General features: G+C 61.6%; 26 protein-coding genes and 1 tRNA gene. 16 read left to right on the forward strand and 11 right to left on the reverse strand.

The window, feature by feature from the left end; translation table 11 throughout:
- Positions 1-3: 3 nt before the first annotated feature.
- From AC1XDK_RS14265 to rpsB, 9 genes are all read left to right on the forward strand, one after another.
- Positions 4-750, forward strand: coding sequence for a DNA-directed RNA polymerase subunit D (locus AC1XDK_RS14265; RefSeq protein WP_483350560.1), 747 nt, complete (start codon positions 4-6; stop codon positions 748-750).
- 192 nt (positions 751-942) lie between these two features.
- A tRNA-Leu gene (locus tag AC1XDK_RS14270) sits at positions 943-1,027 on the forward strand.
- 30 nt (positions 1,028-1,057) lie between these two features.
- Positions 1,058-1,411: a 50S ribosomal protein L18e gene (locus tag AC1XDK_RS14275; protein WP_231183610.1), complete on the forward strand. Its 354-nt coding sequence runs from the start codon at positions 1,058-1,060 to the stop codon at positions 1,409-1,411.
- On the forward strand, positions 1,408-1,845 hold the full coding sequence (locus AC1XDK_RS14280) for a 50S ribosomal protein L13 (protein ID WP_483350561.1): 438 nt from the start codon (positions 1,408-1,410) through the stop codon (positions 1,843-1,845). The genes AC1XDK_RS14275 and AC1XDK_RS14280 overlap by 4 nt, the downstream gene beginning before the upstream one ends.
- A complete protein-coding gene (locus AC1XDK_RS14285) occupies positions 1,839-2,234 on the forward strand; it encodes a 30S ribosomal protein S9 (RefSeq protein ID WP_395282387.1) in 396 nt (131 codons plus the stop codon). Before AC1XDK_RS14280 ends, AC1XDK_RS14285 begins: the two co-directional genes overlap by 7 nt.
- A 12-nt stretch (positions 2,235-2,246) precedes the next feature.
- The gene (locus AC1XDK_RS14290) at positions 2,247-2,447 is read left to right on the forward strand and encodes a DNA-directed RNA polymerase subunit N (protein WP_231183614.1); all 201 of its coding nucleotides are present in this window, start codon (positions 2,247-2,249) and stop codon (positions 2,445-2,447) included.
- Positions 2,447-2,629 (forward strand): DNA-directed RNA polymerase subunit K, encoded by a 183-nt coding sequence (locus AC1XDK_RS14295; RefSeq protein ID WP_483350562.1) that lies wholly within the window; start codon positions 2,447-2,449, stop codon positions 2,627-2,629. Before AC1XDK_RS14290 ends, AC1XDK_RS14295 begins: the two co-directional genes overlap by 1 nt.
- A complete protein-coding gene (eno, locus tag AC1XDK_RS14300) occupies positions 2,626-3,837 on the forward strand; it encodes a phosphopyruvate hydratase (RefSeq protein ID WP_483350563.1) in 1,212 nt (403 codons plus the stop codon). Before AC1XDK_RS14295 ends, eno begins: the two co-directional genes overlap by 4 nt.
- A complete protein-coding gene (gene rpsB, locus AC1XDK_RS14305; RefSeq protein WP_483350564.1) occupies positions 3,834-4,610 on the forward strand; it encodes a 30S ribosomal protein S2 in 777 nt (258 codons plus the stop codon). Before eno ends, rpsB begins: the two co-directional genes overlap by 4 nt.
- A gap of 125 nt (positions 4,611-4,735) precedes the next feature.
- Here rpsB and AC1XDK_RS14310 read toward each other — a convergent pair whose 3' ends face one another.
- The gene (locus AC1XDK_RS14310) at positions 4,736-6,055 is read right to left on the reverse strand and encodes a methyl-accepting chemotaxis protein (protein ID WP_483350565.1); all 1,320 of its coding nucleotides are present in this window, start codon (positions 6,053-6,055) and stop codon (positions 4,736-4,738) included.
- 183 nt (positions 6,056-6,238) lie between these two features.
- On the opposite strand from AC1XDK_RS14310, the gene mvk reads away from it, so the two are divergent.
- On the forward strand, positions 6,239-7,222 hold the full coding sequence (gene mvk / locus AC1XDK_RS14315) for a mevalonate kinase (protein WP_483350566.1): 984 nt from the start codon (positions 6,239-6,241) through the stop codon (positions 7,220-7,222).
- Positions 7,219-7,959: an isopentenyl phosphate kinase gene (locus tag AC1XDK_RS14320; RefSeq protein ID WP_483350567.1), complete on the forward strand. Its 741-nt coding sequence runs from the start codon at positions 7,219-7,221 to the stop codon at positions 7,957-7,959. Before mvk ends, AC1XDK_RS14320 begins: the two co-directional genes overlap by 4 nt.
- A 48-nt stretch (positions 7,960-8,007) precedes the next feature.
- On the opposite strand, the gene AC1XDK_RS14325 is transcribed toward AC1XDK_RS14320, so the two are convergent.
- The 8 genes from AC1XDK_RS14325 to AC1XDK_RS14360 all read right to left on the reverse strand — a co-directional run bounded on the left by AC1XDK_RS14325 (position 8,008) and on the right by AC1XDK_RS14360 (position 13,021).
- A complete protein-coding gene (locus AC1XDK_RS14325; protein ID WP_483350568.1) occupies positions 8,008-8,262 on the reverse strand; it encodes a DUF7314 family protein in 255 nt (84 codons plus the stop codon).
- Positions 8,255-8,626 (reverse strand): DUF7315 family membrane protein, encoded by a 372-nt coding sequence (locus AC1XDK_RS14330; protein WP_483350569.1) that lies wholly within the window; start codon positions 8,624-8,626, stop codon positions 8,255-8,257. Before AC1XDK_RS14330 ends, AC1XDK_RS14325 begins: the two co-directional genes overlap by 8 nt.
- Positions 8,627-8,647: 21 nt before the next feature.
- The gene (locus tag AC1XDK_RS14335; protein WP_483350570.1) at positions 8,648-9,412 is read right to left on the reverse strand and encodes a cytochrome b family protein; all 765 of its coding nucleotides are present in this window, start codon (positions 9,410-9,412) and stop codon (positions 8,648-8,650) included.
- Positions 9,413-9,416: 4 nt separating this feature from the next.
- A complete protein-coding gene (locus AC1XDK_RS14340; RefSeq protein WP_483350571.1) occupies positions 9,417-10,211 on the reverse strand; it encodes a cytochrome b in 795 nt (264 codons plus the stop codon).
- A gap of 1 nt (position 10,212) precedes the next feature.
- Positions 10,213-11,058, reverse strand: a complete 846-nt coding sequence (locus AC1XDK_RS14345; RefSeq protein WP_483350572.1) for a ubiquinol-cytochrome c reductase iron-sulfur subunit — start codon at positions 11,056-11,058, stop codon at positions 10,213-10,215.
- Between the two features lie 3 nt (positions 11,059-11,061).
- On the reverse strand, positions 11,062-11,448 hold the full coding sequence (locus AC1XDK_RS14350) for a DUF7318 family protein (RefSeq protein WP_483350573.1): 387 nt from the start codon (positions 11,446-11,448) through the stop codon (positions 11,062-11,064).
- On the reverse strand, positions 11,449-12,147 hold the full coding sequence (locus tag AC1XDK_RS14355; protein WP_483350574.1) for a plastocyanin/azurin family copper-binding protein: 699 nt from the start codon (positions 12,145-12,147) through the stop codon (positions 11,449-11,451).
- A gap of 88 nt (positions 12,148-12,235) precedes the next feature.
- Positions 12,236-13,021: a DUF7319 domain-containing protein gene (locus tag AC1XDK_RS14360; RefSeq protein WP_483350575.1), complete on the reverse strand. Its 786-nt coding sequence runs from the start codon at positions 13,019-13,021 to the stop codon at positions 12,236-12,238.
- A gap of 90 nt (positions 13,022-13,111) precedes the next feature.
- Between AC1XDK_RS14360 and AC1XDK_RS14365 the strand changes: the two genes are divergently transcribed.
- Entirely contained in the window at positions 13,112-13,600 is a 489-nt protein-coding gene (locus AC1XDK_RS14365) for a DUF7321 family protein (RefSeq protein ID WP_483350576.1), read from the forward strand.
- A gap of 15 nt (positions 13,601-13,615) precedes the next feature.
- Here AC1XDK_RS14365 and nth read toward each other — a convergent pair whose 3' ends face one another.
- Positions 13,616-14,302, reverse strand: a complete 687-nt coding sequence (gene nth / locus AC1XDK_RS14370; RefSeq protein ID WP_483350577.1) for an endonuclease III — start codon at positions 14,300-14,302, stop codon at positions 13,616-13,618.
- Positions 14,303-14,407: 105 nt separating this feature from the next.
- Between nth and AC1XDK_RS14375 the strand changes: the two genes are divergently transcribed.
- The 3 genes from AC1XDK_RS14375 (at position 14,408) to AC1XDK_RS14385 (ending at position 16,829) form a co-directional block, all read left to right on the forward strand.
- Positions 14,408-14,605, forward strand: a complete 198-nt coding sequence (locus tag AC1XDK_RS14375; RefSeq protein ID WP_483350578.1) for a hypothetical protein — start codon at positions 14,408-14,410, stop codon at positions 14,603-14,605.
- A 78-nt stretch (positions 14,606-14,683) separates the two neighbouring features.
- The gene (gene mvaD / locus AC1XDK_RS14380) at positions 14,684-15,658 is read left to right on the forward strand and encodes a phosphomevalonate decarboxylase MvaD (RefSeq protein WP_483350579.1); all 975 of its coding nucleotides are present in this window, start codon (positions 14,684-14,686) and stop codon (positions 15,656-15,658) included.
- A gap of 61 nt (positions 15,659-15,719) precedes the next feature.
- On the forward strand, positions 15,720-16,829 hold the full coding sequence (locus AC1XDK_RS14385) for an NAD(P)/FAD-dependent oxidoreductase (RefSeq protein WP_483350580.1): 1,110 nt from the start codon (positions 15,720-15,722) through the stop codon (positions 16,827-16,829).
- On the opposite strand, the gene AC1XDK_RS14390 is transcribed toward AC1XDK_RS14385, so the two are convergent.
- Complete coding sequence (locus AC1XDK_RS14390; protein WP_483350581.1) at positions 16,826-17,182, reverse strand: hypothetical protein; 357 nt, start codon at positions 17,180-17,182, stop codon at positions 16,826-16,828. The two genes, AC1XDK_RS14385 and AC1XDK_RS14390, sit on opposite strands and share 4 nt — an antisense overlap.
- A gap of 130 nt (positions 17,183-17,312) precedes the next feature.
- Between AC1XDK_RS14390 and AC1XDK_RS14395 the strand changes: the two genes are divergently transcribed.
- Positions 17,313-17,534 carry a hypothetical protein gene (locus AC1XDK_RS14395; RefSeq protein WP_483350582.1) on the forward strand — a complete coding sequence of 74 codons (222 nt, stop codon included), beginning with the start codon at positions 17,313-17,315 and terminating at the stop codon, positions 17,532-17,534.
- Positions 17,535-17,541 lie beyond the last annotated feature (7 nt).

Below are 17,541 nucleotides of genomic sequence, written 5' to 3' on the forward strand. Positions count from 1 at the left end.
ACCATGACCGAAGACTTCGACGTAGAGTTCATCGACCGCGGCGAACGCAAGGCGCGATTCCTCGTTCGCAACGTCACCCCGGCGTTCGCGAACGGGATTCGCCGAGCGATGATAGCGGACGTTCCGACGCTGTCAATCGACACGCTCCGAGTCATCGAGAACTCCTCGGTGATGTTCGACGAGCAAATCGGACTGCGTCTCGGACTCGTTCCGCTGACGACGCCGCCCGGAGAGTTCGAGGAGGGCGACACGGTAACGCTCAGTCTCGACGTTTCCGGGCCGGGAACCGCGTTCTCGGGCGACCTCATCAGCTCGGACGAGATGGTGAAGCCCGCCGACGATAACGTTCCGATCATCGACCTGAAAGAGGGTCAGCGTCTCGAACTCGAAGCCGACGCGATACTCGGTTCGGGGAAGGACCACGCCAAACACCAAGGTGGCGTCGCGGTCGGCTATCGTCACCTGCAGCGCGTCGAAGTCGTCGGCGACCGGGACGAGTTCGGGGAAGAGGAACCCCGAATCCTTCGCGGAACCATCGAAGACGATGGTGAACTCGTTCCGACGGAGACGTTCGACCACGACCTCACGAAGCGGTTCCCCGGTAAAGAGGTCGAGGTTCACGACGTTCCGAACGCCTTCGTGTTCGACGTCGAAAGCGACGGCTCGTTCACCGTCGAAGAGCTGGTGACGCAAGCCGTCGATTCGCTCACCGAACGTGCGGACGAACTCGAACAGGCAATTCAACTATAATCATGACCGGCCCTTACAACCTCCCTGACGAGTCCGCCGATTCGACGGAGAGTTTCGACTCTCGGAATCGCCGGACCCGCGGACGATGGACGTTCGCGCAAGCCGAGGTATCCGCCTCGGCAATCGAAAGTGGTTTTAAGGGCCACGGACAACACTGTGTTGCCCGCGAGGGTACGCACGTGTTCTCAGCGTGCAGGGATAGCCAAGTCTGGCCAACGGCGCAGCGTTCAGGGCGCTGTCTCGTAGGAGTCCGCAGGTTCAAATCCTGCTCCCTGCACTTCAGTTCTCAGTACTTGGAGGAAGTAGCATGAGTAAAACTAACCCGAGGCTCAGTAGTCTCATCGCCGAACTCAAGTCGGTGTCCCGCGATTCGGACGCCGACGTGTGGACCGACGTTGCAGCGCGCCTCGAGAAACCACGGAGTACGCACGCGGAGGTCAACCTGGGCCGCATCGAGCGGTATGCACAGGAGGACGAGACCGTCATCGTACCCGGTAAGGTTCTCGGTAGCGGCGTCCTGCAGAAGAACGTCACTGTTGCTGCGGTCGACTTCTCGTCGACTGCGGAGACGAAGATACAGCAGGCAAACGGCGAACCGATCCAACTCGAACAGGCAATCGAACAAAATCCCAGCGGTTCCGACGTGCGGGTGATTCGATGAGCATCGCAGAATTTGACGCAGATGTCGTCGTCGACGCGCGCGACTGTATTCTCGGTCGTGTCGCGAGCAACGTTGCACAGCGTGCGATGGACGGCGAGACGATCGCCGTCGTCAACGCCGAGCAAGCTATCATCACGGGCGGCAAACAGGACGTACTGGACAAATTCGAGACGCGCTTCAATCTCAGCTCCGACCAGGGGCCGTACTACCCGAAGCGCCCGGACATGCTCGCAAAGCGCTCCATTCGGGGAATGCTCCCGTACAAGAAGCCACGAGGGCGCGAGGCCTTCGAGAACGTGCGTGTCTACGTCGGCAACCCGTACGACGAGGACGGCGAAATCCTCGACGGCACGTCACTGGACCGACTCTCGAACATCCGCTTCGTCCAGCTGGGCGAAGTCAGCGAATACCTAGGTGCTAACGTCACATGGTAACGAACACGAGCGGAAAGAAGAAGACGGCCATCGCTCGCGCCACGGTTACGGACGGCGAGGGTCGCGTACGGATCAACTCGAAGCCAGTCGAACTGGTGGAGCCGGAGATGGCTCGCCTCAAGATGCTCGAACCGTTCCGCATCGCGGACGACGAGCGGGAGGAAGTCGACGTTGAAGTGAGCGTTTCGGGTGGCGGAATCACCGGGCAGGCAGACGCCGTCCGCACCGCCATCGCGCGCGGTCTCGTCCAGTATATGGGTGACGCCGAACTCCGTGATGCGTTCATGGAGTTCGACCGTTCCCTGCTGGTCAACGACGTCCGCCAGTCCGAACCGAAGAAGTGGGGCGGCCCCGGTGCCCGCGCCCGCTACCAGAAGTCCTACCGCTAAGGTGATTACCCCATGATGATTCCAGTCCGGTGTTTCACGTGTGGCAACGTAGTTAGCGAACACTGGCAGGAGTACAAGGCGCGCGCCGAGACGCAGATGGGCAACGAAGACCCCGGTAAGGTCCTCGACGACCTCGGTGTCGAACGCCACTGCTGCCGGCGGATGATCGTCGCTCACAAAGACCTCGTGGACATCGTCGCACCCTACCAGTAATGGCTCAACAACGATACTCCCGATACGAAAAAGCACGAATCCTCGGTGCACGCGCACTGCAGGTGTCGTATGGCGCACCCGTCCTCATCGAGACGGACGAGTCCCAGCCGATACTCATCGCGGCGGAGGAGTACGACGCTGGTGTACTGCCGTTCTCCGTTCGGCGTGAGGGGGCAGAATGACGCGCATCGAAGCCGTTCGCCTGCGCGAGATACTCGACTCCCGTGGCAACACGACGGTCGAGGCGGACGTGCTGACCGAGAGCGGCGGCTTCGGCCGTGCTGCCGCACCGAGCGGCGCGAGCACGGGCGAGTACGAGGCTATCGAACTCGACACGAACGAGGCGATCGCGTCCGCCCGTGAACTCGCGGTTCCGCGCCTCGAAGGGAGCGTCTACGTCGGCGACCAGCGTGACGTGGACCGGACCCTGCGTGCCGCGGACGGAACGGACAACTTCTCCGAAATCGGCGCAAACAGCGCTGTCGCCATCAGCATGGCCGCCGCGAAGGCCGCGTCGGACGTACTCGGTGCACCGCTCTACCAGCACCTCGGCGGTGCGTTCCGTGGCGATAACTTCCCGATTCCGTTCGGGAACGTCATCGGGGGTGGCGAACACGCCGCCGACGCCACGGCGATTCAGGAGTTCCTCTCCGCGCCGGTCGGCGCACCGAGCGTCCAAGACGCGGTGTTCGCCAACGCCGCCGTCCATCAGGAAGTCGCGGACATCCTCGATGAGCGCGGCATTCCCTCGGCGAAGGGCGACGAAGGTGCATGGGCACCGTCCATCGACGACGACGATGCGTTCGAAGTCATGGAGGAAGCCGTCTCGACCGTCTCCGACGAGTTCGGATTCGAGATTCGATTCGGTCTCGACGTGGCCGCAGCCGAGATGTACGATGCCGACGCCGACGAGTATCAGTACCGCGACCGGACGCGCTCGACGGACGAACAGATCGAGTACATCGCGGACCTCGTGCACGAGTACGACCTCGCATACGTCGAGGACCCGTTGGACGAGAACGACTACGAGGGATTCGCAAAACTCACCGATAAGGTGGGTGACGAGACACTCATCTGTGGTGACGACCTGTTCGTCACCAACGTCGAGCGACTCTCCGATGGCATCGAGAAGGGTGCCGGAAACAGCATCCTCATCAAGCCGAACCAGATCGGCACGCTTTCGGACGCGTTCGATGCCGTCGAACTCGCGGTCGAGAACGGGTACGACCCGGTTATCTCGCATCGAAGCGGTGAGACCGAGGACACGACGATTGCACACCTCGCTGTAGCGACCGACGCGCCGTTCATCAAGACGGGTGCGGTCGGTGGCGAGCGAACCGCTAAACTCAACGAACTCATCCGAATCGAGCAGAACGTATCACGATTATGAGCGATAACGAATCCGAACAGGTAGAAGAAGAAACGGACGGTCTCGACGCCGCGGAAGAGGAGATCGACGCGGAACCGACCGGCGAGTCCGGTGCGGAACCCGAAGTCGACCCTGACGAAGACGTCGCCGCACAGGCGGACGAGACCGAAGAAGAAGAACCGCAGTTCGACGAGGACGTTCTCGGCGACGAGGAGGCAGACCTCCTCATTCCCGTCGAGGACTACCTCGGCGCTGGTGTCCACATCGGTACGCAGCAGAAGACCGAGGACATGGAGCGGTTCATCCACCGCGTTCGAACGGACGGCCTGTACGTCCTCGACGTGAGCAAGACGGACCAGCGAATCCGCACGGCGGCGAACTTCCTCGCCGACTACAACCCCGAGCAGATTCTGGTCACGTCCTCGCGCCAGTACGGTCGCTTCCCGGCCGAAAAGTTCGCCGACGCGGTCGGCGCTCGCGCTCGCACGGGTCGATTCATCCCGGGCACGCTGACGAACCCGAAGTACGACGGCTACATCGAACCCGACGTCGTCGTCGTCACCGACCCCATCGGAGACGCACAGGCGGTCAAGGAGGCCATCACGGTCGGCATCCCCGTCATCGCCATGTGTGACTCCAACAACAGCACGAGCAACGTCGACCTCGTCGTCCCGACGAACAACAAAGGTCGCAAAGCGCTGTCGGTCGTCTACTGGCTGCTCGCCAACGAGACGCTCGACCGCCGCGGTGCCGAACCGGCCTACTCGCTCGACGACTTCGAGAGCGAGATTTAATCGTCGAGTTTTCGGCTCGAACTGCGTTGTTTTCCGATTCGCTTCGTCGGATAGCGACCGCTTCCGGTCGTGATACGACTTCGGACCTCCGCGGTGATGGCGTAAAAATGGATTTCGGTGACGTCTCAGCCGAGTGACTTCTGCATCTCCTCTTTGACGGCTTGGATGCTGGCTTCGAGTTCCGCGACGAGTTCCGTCTGGTGTTCGTTGGCGGCGGCGATGTTTTCGACCGAACTCGCCACCTGCTCGCTTCGGCGAACGCTGTCGTCGACGATGCTCGCTATCTCCTCCGCGCTCGCGGCCTGTTCGTCCGTCGCGTCTGCGATTTCCGTGATTCCTATATCCGTCTCCTGAATGGCGGTAACGATGGACTGTTGGTTTTCGACGACCGTCTCTATCTCCTCGGTGGCCGCAACGATGCCGTCGTTGGTGGCTTCGACGCTCTCGACCGTGTTCAGTGCGGTGTCCCTGATGTCGTCCACGATGGTTTCTATCTGGTCGACGCGCTCTTTCGACTGCTCGGCGAGGTCCTTGATTTCGTTCGCGACAACCGAAAAGCCGTCGCCTTCCGCCCCGGCGCGTGCCGCTTCGATGTTCGCGTTCAGCGCGAGGAGGTTGGTCTGCTTGGCGATGTTGTCAATGACTTCCACGATTTCGTCGATTTCGTCGATGCGGTTTTCGAGTTCGCTCGCGTCGGTGACGACTTCCCCCGCGCTCTCGGACACGTCATCGACGGTGGCAAGCGTCTCGACCGCAGCGTCGGCGGACGTTTCCGCGAGGGTTTTCGTCTCGGTACTTTGACTGCTGACTTCCTCCGCGCTGGAGGCGATCTCCTCGATGGTCGCGCTGAACGTTGCGACCTCGGATTGGACGTCGCCGAGGTTTTGCGACTGGTCGCGTGCTAACTCCTGAATCGCTTGAGAGTCGTCGGCGACGTCCGATGCGGAATCCCGAAGCGCCGTGGTGGCGCTTTCCACGTCACCCGCCATCCGTTCTTGCAGGTTTTGCACGGATTCCCGCTGTTCGATGATTTCGGTGACGCGAGTGATGACTTCGACGGCACCGACACAGTCGCCGCTCGGTGTGGTAATCGGGACGCCGAGGGCGCGGCCGTGGAACGTCTCGCCGCTTGACGAGGCGGCGGAGCGAATATCCGTCTCACGGATGACTTCGCCGGTTCGGACGACGGCTTCCGCGAGCGTTTCGCTCGCCCCGTCCGTGCCGAACAGTTCGTAGGCGGGCATACCGATTGCACGACTCGTGTCGTACCCCGTGAGGTCCTCCGCCCCTTCGTTCCAGTAGGTTATGTTTCCCTCTTTATCGATGACGAACACGGGGTCGGGGAGTTTCGTCACGAGGCCTTCGAACGCATGCCGCCAAAACGCGCCAGCGTCGCCGTCGTCTCCGGGATGAATGCCGTCTCCTATCGAGTGTTCAGTTGCCATGGTAGATTATGTATTCAAACCGAAACAATCGATAGATATATAATTTTTCACTGGGAGAAATGAAACTCCGTGAACGGACGAGGGTGCTCGAACCGCCGAAGACGCTCGTTCTCGGCCACCGTTCCGCTCCCGAGTGGACCGCAGTCCGAAAACCCTGTTATGTCGCGGTGCGGAGCCACGAGCATGACCGTTTCCAGCGCCCCGGGGAAAGTGTATCTCTTTGGGGAACACGCCGTCGTGTACGGCGAACCCGCCGTTCCGTGCGCCATCGAACGCCGAGCGAGCGTGACCGTCGAAGCGCGCGACGACGACCGCCACCGTGTTCACGCCAAAGACCTGAGTATTGACGGCTTCACCGTCGAATACAGCAGCGAGACGAACACGACACCGGACGTGGACGTCTCGGAATCGCTCGTTCGGGCCGGCGTCGGCTACATCGACGCCGCGATCGAACAGGCGCGCGATGCGGCCGACGCGCCCGACGCGGGGTTCGATATCACCGTCGAGAGCGAAATCCCGCTCGGCGCGGGTCTCGGCTCTTCCGCCGCCGTCACCGTCGCGGCAATCGACGCCGCGACTCGCGAACTCGGCGTTACGCTCCCGACGGACGAAATCGCGGACCGTGCGTATCAAGCCGAACTCGCGGTACAGGACGGCGAAGCGTCGCGTGCGGACACGTTCTGCTGTGCGACCGGCGGCGCGGTCCGGGTCGAGGGCGACGACTGCCGCAAAATCGAGGCCCCCGACCTTCCCATCGTCGTCGGCTTCGACGGCGGTGCGGGCGACACCGGTAAATTAGTGGCCGGCGTCAGGGCGCTCCGCGAGGAGTACGACTTTGCCGCCGAAACCGTAGAAAGCATCGGTGACATCGTTCGACAGGGCGAACAGGTACTCGCCGAGGGCGACCTTTCCGAACTCGGAAAGCTCATGAACTTCAACCATGGCCTGTTGGAGGCACTCGGCGTCTCCTCGCGCTCGCTCGACAACATGGTCTGGGCTGCTCGCGATGCGGGTGCGCTCGGTGCGAAACTCACGGGTGCCGGTGGCGGCGGTTGTATCGTCGCCCTCGACCCGACGGACGAGACGAAGACGGCGCTCCGATTCACGCCCGGTTGTGAGGACGTCTTCCGTGCGGAACTCGACACCGAGGGGGTGCGCGTCGAATGAGCCTCACTGTTCTCAAATTCGGCGGAAGCGTCATCACGGACAAGGACCGTCCCGACACGTTGGACGGTGAGCGGTTGGATTTCCTCGCGGATGCGGTGGCCAACGGGCGACCGGACGACCTCGTACTCGTCCACGGTGCCGGTAGTTTCGGCCACCATCACGCGAGCCAGCACGGCGTGTCGAAAACGGTCGGAAGCGGAGATGTCGAAGCGGTAATCGACATCCACGGTGCGATGGAGACGCTCAACCGGTTCGTCCTCTCCCGTCTTCACGAACGCGACGTTCCCGCCGTTCCCGTCCACCCCTTCTCCGCCGCGTCGCGCGATTCGAACGCGACCCTCTCGCTCCCTGTCCAGCAAATCGCGACGATGCTGAACGAGGGATTCGTCCCGGTTCTGTACGGCGACGTCGTCGTTCACGAGGGCAAGGGAGTTACCATCGTCAGCGGCGACGAACTCGTCGCGTCGGTCGCCCGCCAACTCGATGCGGACCGCGTCGGGTTCTGTTCGACCGTCCCGGGAGTTCTCGACGAAGACGACGCCGTGATTCCCGAAATCACTTCCTACGATGCCGTCGCAGACGTCCTCGGCGAAAGCGAATCGACCGACGTGACCGGTGGTATGGCCGGAAAAGTGGCCGCACTGCTCGAACTCGGCGCACCCGCGTCGATTTTCGGCCCGGACGACGTGGCGGCGTTCCTCGCCGGGGAGAATCCGGGGACGAAAATCGACGGATAGGAAGAAACGGAGAAATCGAGAGGAGAGAACAGCCGAAAGGAACTCGTTTTACGCGCGGGATTGGCGAACCTGGCGGACGGCCGGGACGACCAACCAGAAGAACACCATGCCGAAGATGGCGAGCCAGAAGGTCACCTCGCGGAGGATGAGTGCGAGATTCCCGTACATGTCCAGTCCGGTGGGAATCTCCCCGAGAAGTTGTGTATCCTCGAAGCCGGGAGTCGTGTACCAACCCGAGAGAACCATCCATGCAAGACCTGCGGTAGCCGCGATGCCGAGCCCCTTTGCGAATTCGTCAGCCATTGTTAGACGGTTCGTCGGAGTCGTCTTTAGACTTTCCCATTCCCTCGGTACGGAACCGGGTCGAAAAGGCGTACACGACGGCACCGGCGGCGATGAGAAACAGGCCGAAGATGGCGAGCGGAAAGTCCACCTGCGGAAGCGGTGCGGTCGCTCGGTCGGTTGCCGAATCGAGGAGAATGAAGCCGAAGACGACGCCGAAGACCGCGAACATCGTCGAGAAAACGGTGACCGCTTTGTAGACGCGAAGCGGGACGACGACCTCGCGCGACCGGATTCCACCCGAATCGTCCGTCGTTTCGTCCTCCGATTCGTCGGTGGGGGTCGAGTAACGCCGCTCTTCGTCGTCGCCCCGAGATGAAGACATGGAAATGTAGTGGAAAGTGGATTACTTCGGTGGTCGAAGCCGGTAGTACCGGCGGTTCAGGCTGAACATGTACCCTTCACGCATCGACTTCAACACCGTGTAGGTTATCGTTCCTGCGACGACGGGCACGAAGAACGCCAAGTCGAACGTCAGGTGTGCCGCGATGGGCAGCAGGTTCTTGATGGACAGTGCGCTGATGGTCGTAGCGAACGTGACGCCGGCCACACCGAGCGCCGACCAGAACGGTTGTTCGACCGGCCGTCGTGCGCTCCCCTTGTTGAGGAAGGGAACGATGGCGATGAAGCCGACCACGACGACGTTGGCGACGACACCGAACGTACGGTCCGCCATCAGCTTCTGTCCGCCGAGGATGGCTAGTTCGGGGTTGAGCGGGCCGAGCTTCAGCAGTCCGAACGACCAGTACAGATACCAGTCAGGCAGGATGATGGCCGGCGTCGAACTCGGGTCCGCAGGTGGACCGAGGTGCGGCGGGAGCGCCGCAGCGAGGAACAGTATCATCCCGATGAAGAAGCTCCCGATCGAGAGGTTTCGAATCATCTCGTGGGGCCACGTCGGGAACGCCAGCACGTCGCGTTCGACGTAGCTGGACTCCTGTCGGAGGTCCTGGTCCTCGCGCCGGGAGCGCTCGAAGTATTCGTATGTCAGCCGGGAGAGCCCCTGCGTGCGCTGTTTCCGTTCGAGCCACGTCGGGGTCTCGTCGTCCGGCGGGACGATGCCGGTGCCGCTTCCGTCGGTTCGGGGTTGGGATTCGTTTTCGTCGGTCATTGTATCAGTGTGGTTCCGCGATGCCCTGCATCCAGACGATGCCGATGTGGACTGCGATGAGCGTGGTCACGACGAACGGGAGCAAGAACACGTGCAGGATGTACATGCGCTGCAGCGTCGATTGGCTCAGACTGAACCCACCGAACAGCAAGTGAGCGACCCATTCGCCGACTAGCGGTACGGAGAGGCTCATCTCGACGCCAATCTGTCCCGCCCAGAATGCGAGCTGGTCCCACGGGAGCAAGTAGCCGGTGTACCCGAACACCAGCGTCAGGCTGATGAGGATGATTCCGAGAATCCAGTTCACTTCGCGGGGTTCCTTGTACGCTCCCGTGAAGTACACACGGAGCATGTGGAGGAACACAGCCGCGACCATCACCTGTGCCGACCATCGGTGAATCGACCGAAGCATGAACCCGAAGTTCAGGTCGGTCATGATGAACGCGAGCTGGTTGTACGCGGCCGACGGGTCGCCGGCAGTCGAGGGCGAGTAGTAGAATCCAAGCAACGCGCCGCTCAGTGCGGCGACGACGTACGCGAGCGTGGAGAAACTCCCCAACGCGTACAGGGGATACCAGTACCAGAACTTGTTGTCGAGGCCGTACTGTTCGGTGTGACTTTTCGGCATCTGGAGGTTGACGCGGTAGTACAACGTCTCCAGGATTTCGAGGTAGTCCACGATGCGGAAGCGCTTGTCGAACCACATCAACGTCGTGAGGAACGTACTCTCGATGGGTGTGAGATCCTTCTCTTGGAGCCACTCGCCGTGGTCGTAGTCGTCTTTTGGTTCGAGACTCATCTTAGCTGTCCCCCTCCGGGCGCGGTAGCGCCACGAAGGATTTCTTTACGAGGCTGAACGGGTCGTACACCGACTGGTGGCACGGACAGTAGATCTTGTCCTCGGCGTTGAACTTCACTGACCCCGTGATTCCCTTGAACTTGGGGACACAGCAGAAGTGGGTACATTTGTCGAGCCACGCCACGAATCCTTGCGACGTACTCGCGTCGACCCATTTGTTCCCCTTCTGTTTCTCGATGAGTGGACTTCGGAGGACCTGAACCGTCAGCGTCTGCGTGTTGTCCACGTCCTGTGAGCGCCACGTGACCGTCGCGGGTTTGCCGAGACCGGACTTCCCGATTCCGTTGCCCCACGTCTTGTAGTCGTCGAAGTCGTCGACGTGGACCTTCCCACCCGCCTCGACGTCCGCCTGCCATTCGTACTGGGCACCCTTCTTGTACCGGAAGTAATTGTCCTGGTCGGCTTCGGGGTCCACGCCCTTGTACGTCTGGACACCACAGTACTGGAACCACTCGGGGGAGTACGTCATGCCGCCGATCTTCTTCTTGGCGACGACGACCTCTTTGCCGTTCTTCTCGACCTTCTTCCCTTCGGGGAACTGCCCCTTGATGTACCCTTCGTCGTCGATTTCGATGGGTATCTGGGGCATCCCGCGCGGTGCGGGTCCAGCGATGTTTTCGACCGCCATGTACTGCGTGGCACCGCCACCTTCACCGGATGGGGAGGTGGCAGTCTTCAACGCGCCACCGGCGCCGACACCGACGCCAGTGAGCGTTGCACTGCCGACCACGCCTTTGACGAAGCGGCGGCGACCTGTGCTTTCCGGATATTTATCGTCTCCTGCCATTGTTTATCGTTTGTAGTAGGGATACACTGCTCGTTTGAACTGATCCCACGCGTTGCCGAACGACTCGATACCTTCCTCTTGGCCTTCACGCACGTAGAGGTCTTCCCATTTGCGACGACGCTTTTTGACGATCATCACGTCGGGGAGGAACTCCTTGCGATACAGCATGAGGATGAACGCGAGGTCGATGAAAATTATCGCGAGGATGCCGCCGAGAAACATGTTGCCGGTCTCCGCGAGACCCCATCCGTTGAGGAGGCCGTACGTGAATATACCGACGAACACGACTTCGATAATCGTCAACAGGACGATAGCGATGGCGGCAGTCGTACTTTCGCGTGCTGGTTCGTATCGGTGAATGTCACCGTAGGTGCTTCCTGATGAGGACATCTATCTGTTCCCTCCGCTGGTGTGTGCCGACTCGCCGTACTTCAGGAAGAAGAACGTGTAGAGCAGCGACATCATCACCATCAGAATCGTCGCGATACCGACGTAGTGAGCCTGGAACGGAACGCCCATCTCTTCGGGGTCCGCTTCCGCGGCGGCACCGCCACCACCGGCGCTTCCGACGGTGATGGTGCCGGTCATGCCGGCGCTCTTGTGCGGCGCACAGTGGTACGCGTACTCGCCGGGCGTGCTGAACGTGTGCGAGTAGGTGTAACCCGTGTCGAACAACTCGCTCGCGCTTCCCGTCCCCTTCCAGCCAGCCCCGTCGGGTTGGCTTTCGGGCACGACGTTGTGGCCGTCGGATTTCCACACCCACTTCACGGTCGTGCCGGGCGTGACGGTCAGTTTGTCCGGATCGAACACGAGGTCGCCACCCGGCCCGACTATTACCTGCTTCGTCGGACCGCCGCCGCCCCCACCGCCTTGTGATTGGTTTCCGCTCGATTGGTTCCCGCCGGACTGGTTTCCACTCGACTGGTTGCCAGCACCCGCCGTCGTCGTTTGGCCTCCACTCGTCCCGTTCCCACCGGACTCGTTTCCGCCACCTGACGTCGTCGTTTGTTGCGCACCAGCGGGTGCCGCAGCCGCGGCAGTTCCGCCAGCAACACCGCTGGCCGCCAGTAGAAAGTCCCGCCTCTTCATACATGTGTTGGTCAGGATGGGACTTGCTTAAACCCACCGATGCCGCTGGATTGCCACCAACGGCCGTTTGGAGCCATCTCGGCCGTGTTCAGTCGTCCTGCTCGTTCTCGTCGAGCGGGAGAAAGTCGGGTCGCGACCCCGAATCGACGCCCGCCGAACGCAGCCTGTTTCGATACTCTTCGGACCGGAATCTGTCGGAAAGCCGGGCGTTCGCCACGATGAGAAGGACGAACAGCCCGAACACCAAGAAGGCACCGCCGACGACTGCCAAGAGAGGAGCACCCTCCCGAACCGATTCGGGGACGGAAAGGATACCGAGGACGATGAGAAGCCACGCCAACGACATGCCGATGCCGCCGAGGACGTGGATCACACCGATGGTCTGCATCAGTTTGTTGCCGAGTTCGCCGCTCCCCTGGGTAACGTCGTCCGGTTGGGGCAGTTGGTCGTCCTCCGTCGACTCGGGAACCTCGTACTCCTCCATCGACGCCAGTGCGACGGTGGGTTTCACGTCGCGGAGAACGGTCCCCCGTCCTTCCACGCTTCCGTCCGGGTAGACGATGGCGTATCCCTCGTCCGAATACGCGGCTAATTGTGGTTCGCCGTCACGGGTGATACGTTCGACGACGGCGAACACCTCCCTGATGGCGATTCGGTGTTTCAGGTCGGCCTCCACGCGGTCGAGGAGTTCGGTTCCGGTAATCCACGAGTCGGGGTCGAAGGCGACCTCCCACTCTTCGAGCGACATCTCGGCCATGTCCTCGGGGCCGAAGTTCTCGAAATCGTACTTCTCGTCGACCTCGCGGCGGAGTTCCTCGCGGGATTCCTCTGGTGTCTCGTCCACACCCTCCGTCCCACTGTCGGAGTCAGCCATTACCCGAACCTAACGCTTCGATGGCTAAAACGTCTTCTGACCTGCCCCGCGTTTCGGACGGTTTAACGCGTCTCGGTCTAACCATCCGATATGGTATCCGACGCGGCGATTGCGACCGTGGTCGCGCTAGTCGTGACGGCGAGTTTTCCGTTCTATCTCTACGGCGCGTGGATAATTATCGAATCGGACCCGGTGACGTGGGCTGTACTCACCCGCCACCTGAAGTTCATCGTCGTCGGACTGCTGTTGACCACGGTGCCTTTCCTGACGTGGATGCTTCCCCGGTTCATCGACCACTTCGGCGGCGGACTCGCCGCGGTTCACGCGTTCCTCGGGTTGCAGGCATACGCGATGTTGATACTAGCGCTCACCGGCATCGTCAGAATCTTTCAAGTCAAACTGGCCAACGACATGTACGGCAATCCCGACCCCACCGTCGACATCAGCGAACTCCACGAGGACATGGATTCGTGGCGAAAACGCCTTCGTGTCGGCGTTTTCGGCTATATACTCTTCTGGCTGCTCGCGTGGACGCTCGGGGTCGCACGCTTTTTCATTCTGCACACGGACTATCTCTGACCGTCGAATTCCCGCTTAGCTCCACGCATCGCCGCTGGCGAGGTCGATTTCGTTGTCGAGCTTCGAGGACGGACAGATGTTTTCGAGGATGCAATCTGCACAGTCGGGATTTCGCGCGGTGCAGGTCGCCCGACCGTGACTGATGAACAGGTGGGTCAGCCACTGCCAGTCCTCCTCCGGGACGAACGTCATCAGGTCGGACTCGATTTTCCCTGGCGTCTTCTCCTCGGTCAACCCCAACCGCCGTGAGAGACGCTGGACGTGGGTGTCCACGACGATACCTTCCACCACGTCGTGGCCGTGTTGCAACACGACGTTCGCGGTTTTCCGCCCGACGCCCGTGAGGTCGGTCAGTTCGCTCATCGTGTCGGGAACCTCGCCGCCGTGTTCCTCGATGATGGTCCGACAGGCGCTGTTTATCCACTTCGCCTTGTTGTTGTAGTACGTTATCGAGTTCAGGTCCTCGGCCAACTCGTCCACGTCCGCGTTCGCGTAGTCCTCCGGCGACTGGTACTTATCGAACAGGTGTGCCGTCTCCTTGTTCACGCGCTCGTCGGTACACTGTGCCGAGAGCATGACCGCGACGAGAAGTTCGAGGCGGTTCGAGAAGTTCAGCGAGATGGTCGCGTCGGGATACTCGTCGTACAGTCGGTCCACGATTTCGTCCAATTGCTCCTCCCGCGTGTCGAGTGGGACGCCCATGTTCGTGTTCTCGGAAGGCGTCGGTTTGAGTGATTCGATGTTTCGGAAATCCGAACCCGTCAACCGGAAGAAAGAACCAACAACCCGGATTTCGTAGGGTAGAACATGGCCACCGAACCCTCCCCCGCCTCGTGGACTGACCCGAACTATGTCGCCACAGTCGTCGGAGTTCTCGCGGTGGGTGCGCTTTACTTCTACAGCGCATCGACCGGGTCCGGGCCGACGACTGACGAAATAACCGTCGTCCTCGCCGCTGTTTTCGTGCCGATGACGCTCGCCTACGAAATCGCCCGTCGTTTCTAAGACGACCGACCGGAAAACCGTCCGCCGTCCGACTCGTATTCCAGAGAGTTTAAACGCACGTCACACAGCCATCTCCGTATGAAAGCGACCGCCAAGGCCCACCCCATTCAGGGGCTGGTCAAGTACCACGGGATGCGCGACGAGGAACAGCGATACCCGTACCACGACAGCATCAGCGTCTGCACCGCGCCGAGTCACACGAAGACGACGGTCGAATTCGACGAGTCGCTCGAGTCCGACACCTTCGTCGTCGACGGCGAGGAGCTAACCGGCCACGCGGCGGACCGCGTTCGTACTGTGATTTCCCGCGTACGCGAGCTAGCGGAAATCGACACTCGCGCCAGACTGGAGAGCGAGAACAGTTTCCCCTCCAACGTCGGTCTCGGGTCGTCGTCGTCCGGGTTCGCCGCCGCCGCGACGGCCGCCGTGGAGGCCGCCGGACTCGACCTCTCGCATCCGGACATCTCGACCATCGCACGCCTCGGGTCCTCCTCCGCCGCTCGCGCCGTGACGGGCGGTTTTTCGGACCTGCACATGGGCCTGAACGACCACGACTGCCGTTCGGAGCGACTCGAATCGCCGCTCGAAGACGACGTTCGAATCATCGCGGGACTCGTCCCGGCCTACAAGGAAACCGAGGAAGCACACCGCGAGGCCGCCGACAGCCACATGTTCGACGCTCGGTTGGCCCACATCCACGACCAACTCGTGGAGATGCGCGACGCCCTCCGCGTCGGCGACTTCGACCGCGTGTTCGAGACGGCGGAACACGACTCCCTCTCGCTCGCCGCGACGACGATGACCGGCCCGGCGGGATGGGTGTACTGGAAGCCCGAGACGCTGGAAATCTTCGATGCGATTCGGTCGCTCCGCAACGACGAGGGAATCCCGGTCTACTACTCCACCGACACGGGAGCGAGCGTGTACGTCAACACGACGGCCGAGCACGCCGACTACGTCGAAGAGGTCGTCGCCGACTGTGGCGTCGAGACGATGCGTTGGAAGGTCGGCGGCCCGGCCGAAATCCTTCCCGAAGACGACGCGCTGTTCTGAGGTCCCGAACCCCTGTTTGAGTGGGGAGTAGGCCTTTAGCCCCACCGTCCGTTGTTCTCCTATGGATATCGCAGTTCTCGGCGCTGGCTATGCCGGTCTGTCCCTCGCCCGAAAACTCGAAACGAAGCTGTCCGCGGACGAGAACGTCGTCGTGGTCGAGGAGACGGGCGAACACCTCGTTCAACACGAACTCCACCGCGTCATCCGTCGTCCCTCGCTCGCGGACCAAATCTCGATTCCGCTGACCGACGTCCTCGACTGCGAGGTTCGGGAAACACGCGTCGAATCCGTTGACCCGGACGAAAAGCGCGTTGCCCTCGAAGACGGCGAATTGGAATACGACTACGCCGCCGTCTGTCTCGGTGCCGAAACCGCGTTCTACGACCTTCCGGGCGTCGAGGAACACGCGCTTCCCCTGAAGCGCCTCGAACACGCCCGCGAGATTCGGGAGGGCTTTCTTTCGGCCGACGGCGGGCGCGTCGTGGTCGGCGGTGCGGGACTCTCAGGGGTTCAAGTCGCCGGGGAATTGGCCGCCCTCGCGGACGAGGAGGGGATGAACGTCGAAATCGTTCTACTCGAACAGTTCGACCGTGTAGCACCCGCGTTCCCGGCGAACTTTCAGGACGCGGTTCGGAACCAACTCGAAAAACGAGACATCGAGATACGCACCGGAACGGCCGTCTCCAACGCTGACGACGACGCGATTACGTTGGAAAGCGGCGAAACCCTCGCCTACGACGAGTTCGTCTGGACGGGCGGGATTCGCGGCCCCGACGCGATGGGCGGCGACCGGGCCACCGTCGATAGCACGCTCCGACTCGGGGACGGAACCTTCGTCGTCGGGGACGCCGCACGGGTGGTCGACGGCGACGGCGAGGCGGTCCCGGCGAGCGCCCAATCCGCCGTCCGGGAGGCCCGCGTCGTGGCGAAGAACATCGTCCGATTGGTCGAGGGCGACGACGTGTTCGACCCGCGTCTCGACCAGTTCACCTTCGACTCGCCGGGATGGCTCGTCTCGGTGGGTGACGGTGCAGTGGCACAAATCGGGCCGACCGTCCTCACGGGGACGGCGGCGAAGGCGCTCAAAGCGACGGTCGGCGCTGGCTATCTCTCGTCGGTCGGTGCCGTCAGAAACGCGGTCGATTTGATCGGAGAAGAGTTGGGGGATTAGATCGCCGGGATACCGAGCGCGGTGGACGTCAGGACGCCGAGGAAGACCAACGCGTAGGTGATGACGACGACCGAGAGCCATGCGATGAGGCCGATTCCGATGGCGTTGCCCCACCCGCCGGGATAGCGCCAGTTGATGACCCAAATCCACGCGACGAGGACGATGAGCCATCCGAACAACCACCCGATGAGTACTGCGACGATTCCACCGATGACTGTGCCGACTATTGCCGTGATGAGTGCGTAGCCGTAGTCGTCCGTTCCCGTGACGACCCGCGCACCGATGTAGATGCCGAGGGCACCGATGAGCAGGTTCACGATGAAGCCGACGACGGAACCCGTGAGGGATAACATCGTGAATATCCCTACGACGAACCTGTTTTTATAAGAACCGCTTGCGACCCGTCCGAATGTGTCGGCCGAAATGATTATTTGAGATGAATTCGGCATCATATTTAAGGTACTGGCCCATCCTTGCCTCACCATGGCACGCGAACCCACACTGGACACGGTACTGATCGGCGCAGTCGGAGCAGGTGCAGCGGCGATTATCGGAACACAGGCAGTAGAGTACTATCGAGAGCGACGACGTCGTTCGACGCCACACGTCGTTTGTACCGACTGCGGCGAGGCGATGCCGATAGGAGACGTTCTCGACCCGACAGTCACCTGTGCGTGTGCAACGAGCAACATCAGAACTGACTGAGGAGAAC

Source organism: Haladaptatus sp. HS23 (assembly GCF_056892285.1).

What these genes read in the sequence shown, in the direction of transcription:
- AC1XDK_RS14265 (WP_483350560.1), top strand. Translation starts at nt 4, where the DNA reads ATGACCGAAGACTTCGACGTAGAGTTCATCGACCGCGGCGAACGCAAG.
- AC1XDK_RS14275 (WP_231183610.1), top strand. Translation starts at nt 1,058, where the DNA reads ATGAGTAAAACTAACCCGAGGCTCAGTAGTCTCATCGCCGAACTCAAG.
- AC1XDK_RS14280 (WP_483350561.1), top strand. Translation starts at nt 1,408, where the DNA reads ATGAGCATCGCAGAATTTGACGCAGATGTCGTCGTCGACGCGCGCGAC.
- AC1XDK_RS14285 (WP_395282387.1), top strand. Translation starts at nt 1,839, where the DNA reads ATGGTAACGAACACGAGCGGAAAGAAGAAGACGGCCATCGCTCGCGCC.
- AC1XDK_RS14290 (WP_231183614.1), top strand. Translation starts at nt 2,247, where the DNA reads ATGATGATTCCAGTCCGGTGTTTCACGTGTGGCAACGTAGTTAGCGAA.
- AC1XDK_RS14295 (WP_483350562.1), top strand. Translation starts at nt 2,447, where the DNA reads ATGGCTCAACAACGATACTCCCGATACGAAAAAGCACGAATCCTCGGT.
- eno (WP_483350563.1), top strand. Translation starts at nt 2,626, where the DNA reads ATGACGCGCATCGAAGCCGTTCGCCTGCGCGAGATACTCGACTCCCGT.
- rpsB (WP_483350564.1), top strand. Translation starts at nt 3,834, where the DNA reads ATGAGCGATAACGAATCCGAACAGGTAGAAGAAGAAACGGACGGTCTC.
- AC1XDK_RS14310 (WP_483350565.1), bottom strand. Translation starts at nt 6,055, where the DNA reads ATGGCAACTGAACACTCGATAGGAGACGGCATTCATCCCGGAGACGAC.
- mvk (WP_483350566.1), top strand. Translation starts at nt 6,239, where the DNA reads ATGACCGTTTCCAGCGCCCCGGGGAAAGTGTATCTCTTTGGGGAACAC.
- AC1XDK_RS14320 (WP_483350567.1), top strand. Translation starts at nt 7,219, where the DNA reads ATGAGCCTCACTGTTCTCAAATTCGGCGGAAGCGTCATCACGGACAAG.
- AC1XDK_RS14325 (WP_483350568.1), bottom strand. Translation starts at nt 8,262, where the DNA reads ATGGCTGACGAATTCGCAAAGGGGCTCGGCATCGCGGCTACCGCAGGT.
- AC1XDK_RS14330 (WP_483350569.1), bottom strand. Translation starts at nt 8,626, where the DNA reads ATGTCTTCATCTCGGGGCGACGACGAAGAGCGGCGTTACTCGACCCCC.
- AC1XDK_RS14335 (WP_483350570.1), bottom strand. Translation starts at nt 9,412, where the DNA reads ATGACCGACGAAAACGAATCCCAACCCCGAACCGACGGAAGCGGCACC.
- AC1XDK_RS14340 (WP_483350571.1), bottom strand. Translation starts at nt 10,211, where the DNA reads ATGAGTCTCGAACCAAAAGACGACTACGACCACGGCGAGTGGCTCCAA.
- AC1XDK_RS14345 (WP_483350572.1), bottom strand. Translation starts at nt 11,058, where the DNA reads ATGGCAGGAGACGATAAATATCCGGAAAGCACAGGTCGCCGCCGCTTC.
- AC1XDK_RS14350 (WP_483350573.1), bottom strand. Translation starts at nt 11,448, where the DNA reads ATGTCCTCATCAGGAAGCACCTACGGTGACATTCACCGATACGAACCA.
- AC1XDK_RS14355 (WP_483350574.1), bottom strand. Translation starts at nt 12,147, where the DNA reads ATGAAGAGGCGGGACTTTCTACTGGCGGCCAGCGGTGTTGCTGGCGGA.
- AC1XDK_RS14360 (WP_483350575.1), bottom strand. Translation starts at nt 13,021, where the DNA reads ATGGCTGACTCCGACAGTGGGACGGAGGGTGTGGACGAGACACCAGAG.
- AC1XDK_RS14365 (WP_483350576.1), top strand. Translation starts at nt 13,112, where the DNA reads ATGGTATCCGACGCGGCGATTGCGACCGTGGTCGCGCTAGTCGTGACG.
- nth (WP_483350577.1), bottom strand. Translation starts at nt 14,302, where the DNA reads ATGGGCGTCCCACTCGACACGCGGGAGGAGCAATTGGACGAAATCGTG.
- AC1XDK_RS14375 (WP_483350578.1), top strand. Translation starts at nt 14,408, where the DNA reads ATGGCCACCGAACCCTCCCCCGCCTCGTGGACTGACCCGAACTATGTC.
- mvaD (WP_483350579.1), top strand. Translation starts at nt 14,684, where the DNA reads ATGAAAGCGACCGCCAAGGCCCACCCCATTCAGGGGCTGGTCAAGTAC.
- AC1XDK_RS14385 (WP_483350580.1), top strand. Translation starts at nt 15,720, where the DNA reads ATGGATATCGCAGTTCTCGGCGCTGGCTATGCCGGTCTGTCCCTCGCC.
- AC1XDK_RS14390 (WP_483350581.1), bottom strand. Translation starts at nt 17,182, where the DNA reads ATGTTATCCCTCACGGGTTCCGTCGTCGGCTTCATCGTGAACCTGCTC.
- AC1XDK_RS14395 (WP_483350582.1), top strand. Translation starts at nt 17,313, where the DNA reads ATGGCACGCGAACCCACACTGGACACGGTACTGATCGGCGCAGTCGGA.